The organism is Carnobacterium sp. TMP28, assembly GCF_047553015.1.
GTDB lineage: Bacteria > Bacillota > Bacilli > Lactobacillales > Carnobacteriaceae > Carnobacterium_A.
Genome location: NZ_CP180212.1, coordinates 287,219 through 300,027, shown reverse-complemented (window position 1 = coordinate 300,027; position 12,809 = coordinate 287,219). Strand labels below are relative to the sequence as shown.

Annotated in this window: 12 protein-coding genes; 3 read left to right on the top strand and 9 right to left on the bottom strand. The window is 35.8% G+C overall.

Going from position 1 to position 12,809, the window contains the following annotated elements; genetic code table 11:
• Nucleotides 1-109 precede the first annotated feature (109 nt).
• The 4 genes from hpf to ACMHYH_RS01505 all read right to left on the bottom strand — a co-directional run bounded on the left by hpf (nucleotide 110) and on the right by ACMHYH_RS01505 (nucleotide 3,790).
• Nucleotides 110-664, bottom strand: a complete 555-nt coding sequence (gene hpf, locus ACMHYH_RS01520; protein WP_414839642.1) for a ribosome hibernation-promoting factor, HPF/YfiA family — start codon at nucleotides 662-664, stop codon at nucleotides 110-112.
• Between the two features lie 134 nt (nucleotides 665-798).
• Nucleotides 799-1,500, bottom strand: coding sequence for a ComF family protein (locus ACMHYH_RS01515; protein ID WP_414839641.1), 702 nt, complete (start codon nucleotides 1,498-1,500; stop codon nucleotides 799-801).
• Nucleotides 1,494-2,840, bottom strand: coding sequence for a DEAD/DEAH box helicase (locus ACMHYH_RS01510; protein ID WP_414839640.1), 1,347 nt, complete (start codon nucleotides 2,838-2,840; stop codon nucleotides 1,494-1,496). Before ACMHYH_RS01510 ends, ACMHYH_RS01515 begins: the two co-directional genes overlap by 7 nt.
• Before the next feature lie 74 nt (nucleotides 2,841-2,914).
• On the bottom strand, nucleotides 2,915-3,790 hold the full coding sequence (locus tag ACMHYH_RS01505) for a DegV family protein (protein WP_414840323.1): 876 nt from the start codon (nucleotides 3,788-3,790) through the stop codon (nucleotides 2,915-2,917).
• Between the two features lie 261 nt (nucleotides 3,791-4,051).
• Here ACMHYH_RS01505 and ACMHYH_RS01500 point away from each other — a divergent pair, with 261 nt between their 5' ends.
• Both ACMHYH_RS01500 and ACMHYH_RS01495 read left to right on the top strand, forming a co-directional pair.
• On the top strand, nucleotides 4,052-4,702 hold the full coding sequence (locus ACMHYH_RS01500; protein WP_414840322.1) for a YigZ family protein: 651 nt from the start codon (nucleotides 4,052-4,054) through the stop codon (nucleotides 4,700-4,702).
• 103 nt (nucleotides 4,703-4,805) lie between these two features.
• Complete coding sequence (locus ACMHYH_RS01495) at nucleotides 4,806-5,852, top strand: LCP family protein (protein ID WP_414839639.1); 1,047 nt, start codon at nucleotides 4,806-4,808, stop codon at nucleotides 5,850-5,852.
• Nucleotides 5,853-5,898: 46 nt separating this feature from the next.
• Here the strand turns inward: ACMHYH_RS01495 and ACMHYH_RS01490 are convergent, their stop codons facing one another.
• Nucleotides 5,899-6,978, bottom strand: a complete 1,080-nt coding sequence (locus ACMHYH_RS01490) for a glycosyltransferase family 4 protein (protein WP_414840321.1) — start codon at nucleotides 6,976-6,978, stop codon at nucleotides 5,899-5,901.
• Between the two features lie 135 nt (nucleotides 6,979-7,113).
• On the opposite strand from ACMHYH_RS01490, the gene ACMHYH_RS01485 reads away from it, so the two are divergent.
• Nucleotides 7,114-8,142, top strand: coding sequence for an LCP family protein (locus tag ACMHYH_RS01485; protein ID WP_414839638.1), 1,029 nt, complete (start codon nucleotides 7,114-7,116; stop codon nucleotides 8,140-8,142).
• A 73-nt stretch (nucleotides 8,143-8,215) separates the two neighbouring features.
• Here ACMHYH_RS01485 and ACMHYH_RS01480 read toward each other — a convergent pair whose 3' ends face one another.
• The 4 genes from ACMHYH_RS01480 to ACMHYH_RS01465 all read right to left on the bottom strand — a co-directional run bounded on the left by ACMHYH_RS01480 (nucleotide 8,216) and on the right by ACMHYH_RS01465 (nucleotide 12,775).
• On the bottom strand, nucleotides 8,216-8,929 hold the full coding sequence (locus tag ACMHYH_RS01480; RefSeq protein ID WP_414839637.1) for a GntR family transcriptional regulator: 714 nt from the start codon (nucleotides 8,927-8,929) through the stop codon (nucleotides 8,216-8,218).
• A 16-nt stretch (nucleotides 8,930-8,945) separates the two neighbouring features.
• Complete coding sequence (locus ACMHYH_RS01475) at nucleotides 8,946-9,644, bottom strand: glucosamine-6-phosphate deaminase (RefSeq protein ID WP_414839636.1); 699 nt, start codon at nucleotides 9,642-9,644, stop codon at nucleotides 8,946-8,948.
• A gap of 24 nt (nucleotides 9,645-9,668) precedes the next feature.
• The gene (gene nagA / locus ACMHYH_RS01470; RefSeq protein WP_414839635.1) at nucleotides 9,669-10,799 is read right to left on the bottom strand and encodes an N-acetylglucosamine-6-phosphate deacetylase; all 1,131 of its coding nucleotides are present in this window, start codon (nucleotides 10,797-10,799) and stop codon (nucleotides 9,669-9,671) included.
• A gap of 65 nt (nucleotides 10,800-10,864) precedes the next feature.
• Nucleotides 10,865-12,775 (bottom strand): LTA synthase family protein, encoded by a 1,911-nt coding sequence (locus ACMHYH_RS01465; RefSeq protein WP_414839634.1) that lies wholly within the window; start codon nucleotides 12,773-12,775, stop codon nucleotides 10,865-10,867.
• Between the last annotated feature and the right edge of the window lie 34 nt (nucleotides 12,776-12,809).

Genomic DNA, 12,809 nt, shown 5'->3' with positions numbered 1-12,809 from the left:
CTTTTAGTATGTAATGGTCCTCTTTTTAATTTAAGTAAAAATAAATCTTGCAAGAAACTTAAGAAGTCTCTTGCAAGATTTAGTAAAAAAACTTTTATTCATTCTAATTTTAATCTGTTTCGATTAAACCATATTTTCCATCTTTACGAGTATAAACAATGCTGGTTCCATTGGTTTCAGCATCTTCGAAAATAAAGAAGTTGTGACCTAACATATTCATCTGTAAAACAGCTTCTTCACTATCCATTGGTTTCAGTGACAAACGCTTTGTTCTAACAATATCAATATTATTTTCAAGCTCATCTTCTAGATTCTCGTCTAACAACTCTCCAGCTGGGACTCGCATTTCAAAACCTTTTTCACGTGACTTACGGTTAATCTTGGTTTTGTATTTACGCATTTGTCTTTCTAGTTTATCAACGACTAGATCTACACTTCCATATAAATCAGGTGAGGTTTCTTCCGCACGTAAGACAAGATAAGGAAGCGGGATTGTTACCTCCACTTTCGCAGTTTTATCTGAATACGTTTTTAGGTTAACATGTGCTGTAGATTCAGGCACATCTGTAAAGTAACGTTCAATTTTGCCTACTTTTTTCTCGACATAACTACGAATTGCTGCTGTTACCTCAATATTTTCACCACGGACATTATATTTAAACATAAACACTCTCCCCTTTCATCTGATTGTGTATCAGAATCGGCAACACCAGTCGGACCACTCAACTGGTGGTTTGCTTAATTCAATTATATAGGATAGCGCTTTAATTAACAAACAAAATTAATTATATTTCCCTTTTATCTAGCAATTGAGAACGTTTCAGTTGTTGACACGTCTACTTGACGCAATAATTCAGCTGCGTGAAATAACGTACGCCCAGTTGTGTAAACATCATCTATTAAAATAACTTGTTTATTTTTTAATTGCTGGCAATAGTTTTCGTCTAACTTAAAAGGCTGATCTGACTCCATTCGTTCTTTTCGATTTTTACTAGATTGTTTTTTTCCTGTTCCTGTATGGACTAACGCCGGATAAAACGCAATACCAGCAGATGTTAGCAACTCTTCTACTTGATTAAATCCACGTAGTTCCATACTCGCTTGACTAATAGGAATCGGAATACATTTTTTATTTTTTTGATTCTTTGCATTAAAGTAATCAGTCAGTTCTTGATCAAATAACTTTGCTAGTCGATAATCGCCTTTATATTTGAAGTTTTCTAGCCATTCTTTTAAAAAAGAATTGTATTGAAAAAGAGCTGTATGGCTAAAGGGATAATCTGGATATGCTTTTTTCCACTTAATACAATCCAGACACCAGTCATTTTCGTCTTGTTTTATTCGACAACAACCAAGACAAGTCGCCTCATTTGCTAATGGTTCCAGTCTTGACTGACACGTTTGACAGCGATTAGCTGATACGAGCTTGTTAAAATACACAATATCTTTCAAAAGCACCTTTTCCGTTTCTTGTTTGCCACAACATAAGCACGTTAACATCTTTCAACGAGTCCCCTCTCCATTGCTAAACGATTCATCCTTTTAATTTGCTGGACAGCTCTCTTTAGTGCTCTTGTTTTTCCATAATAAAAAAATAAAACTTCCCCATTGGGAAAATCTCTGTGTCGTCCTGCTCTCCCAGCAATTTGGACTAAAGCAGATTCCGTAAACGTTCGATCTTCTGCTCCTAAAACCATGACGTCAATGTCTTTAAAAGTAACGCCTCTTTCTAGAATAGTTGTAGTTAAAAGAAAATCATATTTTTCTTGACGCATATCTATAATTTTCTCTTTTCTTTTGGGGTCTTGTGCATAGACGGTCGTGAAGACTGAATCGGGAAAACAGTGTTCTAGTTGCCTAGCTACCTGTTGCATCAGGGAAATATTAGGTAAAAAAATAAGCGTTCTTCTTTTATTATCCAGACTCTTTTTTAGGTAGCTAAAAAAAACACTGATTTTTTTCTGCTGTCTGATTTTCTTTTGCCAATCTCCACACCAGATTAATTGAGGTTCAGGTAATCGGTAACCATGATAACGTGCAGGGAGCATCGTCGCCGTTAACTTTTTTTGTTGAATTGCTCGCTGCATCTTTTTACTAGGTGTAGCGGATAAAAAAATGAGTGCACCTTGTTGTTTTTTAGCTTTTTTAGCAGCATATTGCAACGCTTGATCTACATTAAATGGAAAAGCATCTACTTCATCAATAATCAAGACATCGAAAGCTTGATTAAATCTTAGTAACTGATGAGTCGTTGCAATAACCAATTGTGTGTAACAATACGCTTCATCAGAGCCCCCATATAAAACAGCTAGTGGAACGTGTTGAAAAGCTTTTTTTAAGCGCGGGGCTAATTCTAGACACACATCAACACGTGGGGAAGCAATGCAAACTCTTTTCTTATCTTGTAAAGCTAGCTCTATCCCTTTAAAAATCATCTCCGTTTTCCCAGCACCTGCAACAGCCCAAATGAACCGTTCTCCACCTATTTTTATTGTTTCTACAATAGCCAGTGATGCTTCTTTTTGTTGTTTTGATAATTCGCCTTCCCAAGTTAATACGGGTTCCTTTAGAGAAGCAAAAAGATTTTGCTCTTTAGCTGTGTATAAGATACTGCAGCGTTTAATTTTGCCCATCTGCAAACAAGTAACGCAGTAATAACAGTCTTTTCCACAAGTACAAGGAGCAACCTGTCTTTTTTTACGATCACTTGTTCCACAGCGGGTACAGTGAAGTTGCCCCTTTACTTTTTTAAATCCTTCAACTTGAGTAATAGCTGGATCTTTTCCTAAAGGAACTGTTAACTCCTCTATCAAAACTTCCCGTCCACTTATCTCTAGCATACTGACTTCGCTCCCGCCTTTTTTTATCTGCACACTAAATGTACGCAAAAAAACAATAAAGCCATTTATCTGCTTTATTGCTTGGTTAAAACTGTTTCTATTTTTGTTTGATCTTCTACCCAAGTCATCCCTAGTGCTCCCTCGCCTAAGTGTGTTCCAATAACCGGACCAAAATAACTGGTTTCAAATCTCACCGTAGGGTACTCTTGCCTCAATTCTTTTTCCCAGTTTGCAGCTTGTTCTTTTGCATTGCACTGAATAATGGTGGCAACAATTGGGTAGCCTTTTACTAAATCCTCTGTCAAAAGCTGTTCAATACGCTTCAATGCTTTTTTTGTTGTTCTAATTTTTTCAAACACAACAATTTGTTTGTTTTCGAAATATAAAATTGGTTTAATCTTTAACAATGAGCCAATCATAGCTGAACCATTAGACAGTCGACCACCGCGAACTAAGTGATTCAAATCATCCACTAAGAAATAAGCTTTCATCGTTTTACGCATATTGGATAAAACTTGAAAGATTTCTTCAACTGTATAGCCATTCTTAGCTAGACGAGCAGCCTCTAAAACATAATACCCCTGTGCAGCACAGCTTAGTTCAGAATCAAATGGATAAACAGTTATGGTTTCCATCATGTTGGCTACACTCACTACATTAGCATATGTACCACTAATGCCGCTCGATAAGTGAATGCTTATAATGGCATCATATTCTTTTGAGAGTTCATTAAATAACGTAATAATTTGTCCAGTAGTTGGCTGAGAACTAGTTGGTAAAGTCTCCATGCCTGCTATTTTCTCAAAAAATTCTTCATTTCCAATTTCAATCTCTTCTAAGTAAGCCGTGTTATCTATAATAACTGAAAGTGGCAACTTATAGATTGAATTTTGTTCATATTGTTTTTCAGTCAGGTACGACGTACTGTCTGTAACGATTGCAATTTTCAATTTTATACCACACGCCTTTTTCATTAGTCTGTCTTCTATACAAGGATAGAGTATAACACAATCTCAGAGACCTAATTAAAAAATCTTGAAATTTAAGAGAATGTTCACAATAGCTAGTTTCCATAACGATTAGTCGTACTATGCTGAACGATACAAAAAGGCTCATTCTTGTCGATTCTGATAACTCAAGGTAAACTAAGAGAATAAGTGATTTACTACTCTTATTAAAAACTTCACTAACCAATAAAAGGAGAAACGATGATGCTCAAACACTACTATACAATTGCAAGAGATGGAATAGTTGAAACAGAAATAAAAAAATCTCGTTTTATCTGTCACCTGAAAAGAGTAACGGATGAAGCACAAGCACAAGAATACATACAATTAATCAAAAAAGAACACTGGAAAGCGAATCATAACTGTGTTGCCTATTTAATCGGCGATCAAAATGAGATTCAACGTGCTTACGACGACGGCGAACCTGGTGGAACAGCCGGTGTCCCAATGCTTGAGGTCCTAAAAAAACAAGACCTCAAGTATGTCGTTGCAGTCGTCACTCGTTATTTTGGTGGAATAAAATTAGGAGCTGGCGGATTGATTCGTGCGTATGGAAAATCTGTTAGCACAGCTTTAGATGAAATTGGTGTCGTTTCGAGAGCTTTGCAAGTTCAAGTCACTGTAACCGTCAATTATCCAGCTTCTGGAAAGTTAGAAAATAATCTCAAAGAATCTCCATACACGCTCTTAACTATTTTATATACAGAACAGGTTGCCTTTATTTGCTCTGTTGATGAAGAAAAAGTTGAAACCTTTAAAAAAGAATTAACGAATTGGCTAAACGGACAAGTTCACTTCGAGGAAGGTGAGAAAAGTTACCAAGAATCAAGAAGGATAAAAGGAACTAAAACTTAAGAAAATCATCTATTTTTAAAGTAACTGTTACTCTGCTCGTTATTGTGATAAAATAACAATGAACTTTTCGACAAATCACTTTAGAAGTTATAGGAGAATCATTTTGAAAAACCAAAAAAAATCATCTTTACCTACCAATCGTCTTCATAAAAAAAATCGGTCTAAAATAATACTCTTATTTCTATTGCCCTTGATGGTGCTTATTTTAGTTGCGGCCATTTACTTTGCTAGATTATATGCAACCGCTCAAAATGCCGTTGATTTGTCCTACCATACTCTTGAACGAGAAAATAAAATTGAAGTTAATCCTTTAAAAGAAACAACGTCTATCTTACTAATGGGGATTGACGACAATAAAAGCCGAGATTTAGGCAGTGCTCGAGCAGATTCTTTGATTTATCTGACCATTAATCCAAATAAACACATTGTTAATATGGTTAGCATCCCTCGTGATACTTATACGTCTATTATCTACGAAGAGCAACTATATGAAAAAGATAAAATTAATTCTGCGTACTCACTGGGAGAAGAACAAGCTACGATTGAATCTGTAGAAAATCTGCTAAATGTTCCTATCCATTATTATGCAACCTTTAACTTTGATGCTTTTCTAGAAATTATTGATGCATTAGATGGAATAGAAGTAGATGTTCCTATTACATTTTCTGAACAGAATGCTGAAGGAGTAATGGATCAAATTTATCTTGAAAAAGGCTTACAAACTCTTAATGGTGAAGAAGCTTTAGCGTTAGCTAGAACAAGAAAAATTGACAATGATGTTAAGCGTGGAGAAAGACAACAATTGCTCATCCAAGCCATCACTAAAAAGGCTCTAAAAGTTGGGTCAATCACGAAATATTCTGATGCCATTACAGCTGTTGGTAAAAATATGCGCACAGATATCCGCTTCAAAGATATGCTAGGTATTGCTCAAACAGGACTCGACGGGAAATATGAATTTGAAAGTTACGTTTTTGATTGGACTGATTTCGAGTTGAATGGGGCTAGTATGGTTGAAGTTTATCCAGATAGTTTAGAATTTATTAGCCATCGCTTGAGAGTTTCACTAGGTTTAGATGCCACTGATGAGCGAGATGAACCAGACTTTATGTTCCAAACAAATGGTCTGTCTACTTATTACAGCAACTAATAAAAAAACACCAAATGCTCTTTTAAAAAAGAGAACTTGGTGTTTTTTATTCTTTTTTATTTAGATTCTTTGCAAATTTTCTCAACCAATTTAAAAAAGGTTTGCTATCTTTGCCAACTAATCCTATCGATTCAACAAATAATTCTAAACCAAAAAGTGAACCAATTGTTAAGAAAACCGATCCCCATAAAGTAGAAACGGGGTACATTAACGCAATAACTGAAAAGATTGCTGCCAAACAATAAATAGCTAGAACTGTTTGACGATGAGTCAGACCTAAAGCCATCAGTTGGTGATGCAAATGCATTTTATCCGCACTTGAAATAGGTTTTTTATTTAGATAACGCCTAATCATGGCGTAAACAGTATCTGTAATTGGGATACCTAAAATAACAACTGGAATAATCAATGTGATCAACGTTGCATTCTTAAGACCTTGTAGGGACATAACCGCAATCATAAATCCTAAAAACAATGCACCCGTGTCCCCTAAAAAAATTCGAGCTGGAAAAAAATTATAAGGCAAAAATCCTGCTAAAGCGGCAACTAAAACAAAAATCATAATTGATACGACCGCATTTTCAACCGTTAAGAAGAAATAGCCAATAATCCCCATTGTTGTTAAAGCAATCATCGATACGCCAGTTGCTAATCCATCTAATCCATCAATTAAATTCACTGCATTTGTGATTGCTAAAATCCAGATTACAGTAAAGGGCAAACTAAAAATACCGATGGTCCACGTACCAATAAAGGGAAATGTAATGATATCTAATCTAATATCTGCTACAAAATAAATAACTAGGGCTGCTAAAGTAATGCCAACCATTTTCATTTTCGGGGTCAATTCTATCAAATCATCAATAATGCCTGTCACTAATACAACTGTCGCTCCTAAAAAAATAGGCATGACTTGCCAAAAAGGAATAGGTAAGAGAAAGAAAAGAGAAAAAAAGAAAGAAAGATAAATGGCTAATCCACCTAAAGTTGGAACTTCTTTCAAATTTATTCTTCTTTCACCAGGTGCATCAACCGCTCTGATTTTCAAGGCAAATTTTCTGACTAAAGGAGTCAGTGCCAAAGAAAACATGACCGTTGCTATACAAGTAAGAATAACAATAAACATATCATACATACAAAAAACCTACCTCTAATTCCTATTTAAATTTAATTATACAAAGTTAAACATGATAATACAATTGCATTATCACAAGTAATCCACTACACTAATAGAAAACCTTACAGATATAGGAGATTGTTTATGCTATCAAATCATTTAAACGAACAAATGAAAACGAAAAAACGAAAAAAAACTATTTTAATCTTGCTGGTTACGCTCATCTTAGCAGGCTCTGTCTATGTAGCGTATCTTTTCTTTTCAGCGAATAGTTTCTTAAACACTATTCAAGGAACTGAACTACCTGAAACTACTTTGAATGTTGATGAAAAAATTGTACTGAAAAATAAAGATCCTTTTTCCGTCTTACTTCTTGGTGTCGATAAACGACCAGGGGATGTAGGTCGTTCTGATTCTATCATGGTTGCTACAATTAATCCAGAAACTAATGATGTCCGTTTGCTTTCTATCCCTCGTGATACGCGTGTTACTTTACCGAGTGGAAAGGTTGATAAGATTAATGCTAGTTATGCGTATGGTGGTATTCCACTGACCGTTGAAACAGTTGAAAATCTTTTACAAATCCCAATTCACTACTATGCTCAAATCAATATGCAAGGTCTTGTTGTTCTAGTAGATGCTTTAGAAGGCATTACTGTTAACTCTCCTTTAGAGTTTGATGTTCAAGATATCAATGATGTTGAAGGAAACATTCATATTGATAAAGGTATCCAGGAACTAGATGGCGACCAAGCTCTAGGCTATGCACGAATGAGGTATGAAGATCCAGAAGGCGATTGGGGCAGACAAAAGCGCCAACGCGAAGTCGTTAATGAAATTATAGATGAAACAATCTCACTTAAAAGTCTAACCAACTTTAGTACTATTTTTAAAGCCGTTGGACCGAATATTGAAACAAACTTTAGTAGCCGTGACTTATGGGCTATTGCAACCAATTATGCTAACGCTGCTGATCATGTTGAAACCTTACAACTAGAAGGTCAAGAAGCTTATGAATATTTTCCTTCTTATGGCCAAGATGTTTTTGTTTGGCAAACGGATGACAGTAAACTTGCTGAGTTGCAGCTAGAACTTCAAACACATTTAGGTTTAGAACAAGAGACTCAAATGGATTCAACTGATTTCGATTCTAGTTCAGATAATCTTCGCTAATCGTTGTTCTATTCACCATAAAAAGCCAGTCAACAGTGATGTTGACTGGCTTTTTAACGGTTTCTTTATGGCATTACTGATTTTTTTCAAGATAAAATTCAAACCGTTCGCCAGAATATTGTGTTCTAACATATTCAAACGGCTTACCTTCTGTTGAGTAACTAATTTGTTTTAATCTTAGAATAGCATCGCCACGTTTGATTGCTAAATAATCAGCAATTTTTTCTGATGCAGGCATAGCTGAAATGGTTTGTTCTGCTTTTCCTACATGTAGCCCCATTTCATTTTCTAAGGCTTTATACAGTGAACGAGTAATCTCTATTTTAGTTAAATGACCGATAATGTCGTATGGAATAGTTGCCACTTCAAAACAAATAGGAACATCATCAGCGTAACGAATACGTTCCATCCGTAAAACTAATGTTTCTTCAGGTAAGTTTAATTTTTCAGCTTCACTTAAACTAGCCGGTTTTACATGATAAGAAATGGTTTTACTCGTTGGTATTTTACCTTGTGACAACATAATATCTGTGAAACTAGCAACTCCAACCATCAATTCTTGGACTTTTTTACTAGATACATAGGTCCCAGAACCTACTTTCCGTTCTAAAATACCTTCATCTACTAATGTCTGAACAGCCTGTCTTAACGTCATACGACTGACGTTAAATTTAAGAGCAAGATCTCTTTCAGAAGGAATCCGTTCGCCAATTTTCCAGACGCCTTCTTCAATATCTTTACGCAATTGATTATGAATTTGAATGTAGATTGGTGTTTCCTTCCCCATTATCTTCCTCCTATTATTAAAGTAATTTAGCTGCTGCTTCATCCAAAATAACGACTACATTAGGGTGTTGTTGCAATGCACTCGCTGGGACATCTGTTGTCATCGGGCCATTAAGTGTATTTTTAATCGCTTCTGCTTTCTCTTCACCAAAGGCTAATAAAATAATTTTTTTAGCAGATAAAATACTTTTGATTCCCATTGAGTAAGCAAAACGAGGTACTTCTTCTGCTGTTTCAAAATTACGTTTATTTGATTCAATAGTTGATTCCGTTAAAGAAACTTTAGTTGTTGTTGAATCAAATGGTGTACCTGGTTCGTTAAACCCAATGTGACCATTTGTTCCAATTCCTAAAATTTGAATATCAATTGGGTGCTCATCAATAATCTTGTCATAGCGAGCTGGTTCTGTTTTTTCATCTGCTAAACCATCTGGAACAAATGTCTCTTTAAACGGTTTTTTTGCAAAAAGCTGCTCATGCATAAAATAATGGTAGCTTTGATCGTTGTCTGCAGATAAGCCATAATACTCATCTAAGTTAATCGCTGTCATATCTGTAAAATCTAAGTCGCTTTCCGTCATTTCGTTGTATAAAGCTATTGGTGTGCTTCCTGTTGCTAACCCTAAAACTTTAGCCTCTTGTTGCATGCCTTCTTTAATTAATTCAAATGCTTTCTTGCCGCCTTCAACGTTATCTTTCACAATAATTGTTTGCATGTATTTGACCATCCTTTTATAAGTTTATTTGATCATTTCGCCAAAACTAATTGTTTCTTCAAGATCCAATGCTTGATTGAAAAGAACCATATCTGCATCTTTTCCTACTTCAAGTGTGCCTTTTTTTGTTAAGCCAAATTCTTTCGCTTGGTTAACAGAACTCATTTTGACAGCATCTGCGATACCGCAATTCGTAAAGGCCATCATATTTTTAAAGGCATCTTGGAATTCTAAGACGCTTCCAGCTAATGTACCATCTACTAGTCTAGCTTGTTTATCTTTAACCAGAACTTTTTGACCACCTAGTTCGCTTTCGCCATCAGGCATACCTTTAGCACGCATTGAGTCTGTAATCAATTCAATATGATCTGCTCCAAGGATTTGGTAAGCAATATTAACCATATCTGGTGCAATGTGATACCCATCAACTATCATTTCTGAGTACAATTTTTCTAAAAAGGCATGACCTGTAACACCTGGTTCACGGTGATGTAAGCCTCTTTGAGCATTATATAAATGAGTAATATGTGAAGCTTTGGAATCCATCAATTGTGCACGAGTCGCATTGCTGTGACCAACAGATAAAACAATATTATTATCGACACAATATTTTTCAAAGGCCGTTGCATCACTTGTTTCAGGTGCATACGTAACTAAACGTATTCTGCCACCACTCAAGTCATTCCATTTGCGCATCATTTCTGCGTCTGGAATTTCAATGTACTCTTCTGGTTGAGCGCCTTTAAAGACGACCGATACAAAAGGTCCTTCAAGATGAATCCCTTGAATAACAGGGTTTACTTCAGCAGCTTTCTTAATCGCTACCATTGCCTTTTCAATGTTTTCATAAGATTGTGTCATCGTTGTTGCAAAATAAGAGGTAATCCCTTCTTTTTGCATTTTATGAACCATTTGATTGATGTCTTCTGCATTGCCATCCATACTATCCCAACTGTAGCCACCATGACTGTGCACATCAATGAAACCAGGAACGATTATTTTGCCTGAGACGTCGAGGATAGTTTCTTCTTCTTTTTCTTCAAAGTCTTTCATTGCACCAATGGCTAAAATCGTTCTACCATAGCGGATGAACCCAGATTCAATTTCTTCTTTACCAGTATAAATTGTTGCATTTATCAATACAGTTGTTTTCATTTTATTCTCTCCTTTACTCTATTCCCTTACTATTATAAATGGTCTATACCATATGTCAATACTCTTTATTCATTTGAAAAAAAATGAGCCTTTTTACTTTGCTTATTGCCCATAGTCAGGTCATATTGGAGCAGATCATATTCTTCAAGAAGATGATTCGTTGCTTGAGACAGGTCTTCTCTATCCAATTTCGCTTCTTGTTTGCCTGCTTCGAGATACGTTCCTTTTTCAAATGCAGGTAAACTAGCTTCCAGCGCCATTAAGAAAGCATAATAGGGTGAAACAGGGCTGTTAGCTAACGAGAGAACATGGTTCATAAAGTAGATTGGACTAATCGTTCCTATTGCTTCTTTTTGTTCTTTTTCAGTAGAAAAAATCAACAACGGTGTTTGATGCATCGCTACTCTACCATTGGCCTTTACGACTTCTTCGCCATAAAAACCTGGTAAATGATCACCCCAAAAAACAACAATGGATTCCTCTTCTTGTTCGCTTAATGTTGTTAAAAAAGAATCAAGTGACTCATCACTATAGGTTAAACCCTGAAAATAATTAGCCGCTTCGCTATCATCAGCTGTTCCCTTAGCAGTAAACGTTGTTTCTGGATAAAAATTCGCATAAGGCATATGATTTTGCATCGAAACTAAATGAACAAAATCGGTTTCTTTTGTCGCTTTTAGTTGTTTTACTATTTCTTGATACGCCGCATCGTCAGAGATATAAGGATTATTCGCTATTGTTTGATTGTAAGCCATGGTTTCTTCATCTAGGAAACGATCGAAACCGAACTGTTCATAAACTTGTTTACGTTTATACATCGACGTATTGTACGGATGAATCGCTGTGGTAGAATAACCTGCTTCTTTGAAATAAGAAACCGCTGAAGGGAAGTCATTCATTAAAGAAGGAATTTGCGTGTACGGCGTACTTAAATTCGAAGAAAAAGGTTCCAAAGATAAACCAGTCAAAGCCTCAAATTCAATATTAGCTGTCCCACCACCATAGCCTTCTGATAAAATTTCACCACTCATCTGGTTTTCCATTCGTTCTCGAAGAAGGGGCATCGGATCTCTAGAAACCTCTACGCCTTTTAACTTTGTCGGATCTGAAAAACTTTCACTCATCACATAGATAACATTCGTATCTTTTATTGACTTGCTTCGTGTTTTATTTATTTCTGCTGCTTTTTTTGTGTATTTTTTCAGCACGTAATCAACTTTTTCCGTCGTATACTTATCTGGTTTTTCCATCGGTCTAACATTCAAGTTGTATAAAAATCCTCCCACAAATCCATTATTGTAATAGTTCATTTTTTGACTGTAAGGAATCCAATAAGCATGATCATCGTAAGCTGCTTTCACTATATTTCCAGGGTGATTAAACGAATAGATATAAGCTAAAGATAGGCTAGATAAAACAAGTAACCCTATCCTTAGACTGTTCATTTGTTTTTGCCGGACTTTTCGTTTTTTCTCTTTGCGATTTTTTTTGATAAACCAAAACACTCCCAAGGAAAGAACGAACACACTACTAAAAAGACTAACCAACAAATAGCCGTTCATCATTTTTAGGATAGAGGGCAAGCTCGTAATCATGGATAAATCCGAAGGGTACATTGGTTCTTCACGAAACAGCATTTTTTGTTGCGTTATGACTCCTAGTATCATTGAAAGGACAATCAATAAAGACCCTGCAATAAGCCGATTGCCTATTAAGGCGTTAAACCAGATATAAATAACGAGTAAGACTCCTGTTCCTAAAAGAAACAATCCGGTATGCCACTCCACCATAAATAACCACGCTAATTCTACGTTAAATTGATTTTGAAAAACCTGCAATAGAAAGTTGGCTATAACTGCCACTAAAAAGCCGCTGATGATTGTTTGACTCAATTCTATGACGGCTTGTCTGAAAGGATTAGAAGGCAAAGAAGAACGCCTTGTCTGATTCCACTGCCAGCGAGAAGTTCTTTTCATTTTTTTCTATCCCCCCTCTTTTTTAAAATAATCC

Excerpts from the sequence above, each read along its gene's own strand:
- hpf (WP_414839642.1), bottom strand. The coding sequence starts at position 664 with ATGTTTAAATATAATGTCCGTGGTGAAAATATTGAGGTAACAGCAGCA.
- ACMHYH_RS01515 (WP_414839641.1), bottom strand. The coding sequence starts at position 1,500 with ATGTTAACGTGCTTATGTTGTGGCAAACAAGAAACGGAAAAGGTGCTT.
- ACMHYH_RS01510 (WP_414839640.1), bottom strand. The coding sequence starts at position 2,840 with ATGCTAGAGATAAGTGGACGGGAAGTTTTGATAGAGGAGTTAACAGTT.
- ACMHYH_RS01500 (WP_414840322.1), top strand. The coding sequence starts at position 4,052 with ATGCTCAAACACTACTATACAATTGCAAGAGATGGAATAGTTGAAACA.
- ACMHYH_RS01490 (WP_414840321.1), bottom strand. The coding sequence starts at position 6,978 with ATGTTTATTGTTATTCTTACTTGTATAGCAACGGTCATGTTTTCTTTG.
- ACMHYH_RS01485 (WP_414839638.1), top strand. The coding sequence starts at position 7,114 with ATGCTATCAAATCATTTAAACGAACAAATGAAAACGAAAAAACGAAAA.
- ACMHYH_RS01480 (WP_414839637.1), bottom strand. The coding sequence starts at position 8,929 with ATGGGGAAGGAAACACCAATCTACATTCAAATTCATAATCAATTGCGT.
- ACMHYH_RS01475 (WP_414839636.1), bottom strand. The coding sequence starts at position 9,644 with ATGCAAACAATTATTGTGAAAGATAACGTTGAAGGCGGCAAGAAAGCA.
- nagA (WP_414839635.1), bottom strand. The coding sequence starts at position 10,799 with ATGAAAACAACTGTATTGATAAATGCAACAATTTATACTGGTAAAGAA.
- ACMHYH_RS01465 (WP_414839634.1), bottom strand. The coding sequence starts at position 12,775 with ATGAAAAGAACTTCTCGCTGGCAGTGGAATCAGACAAGGCGTTCTTCT.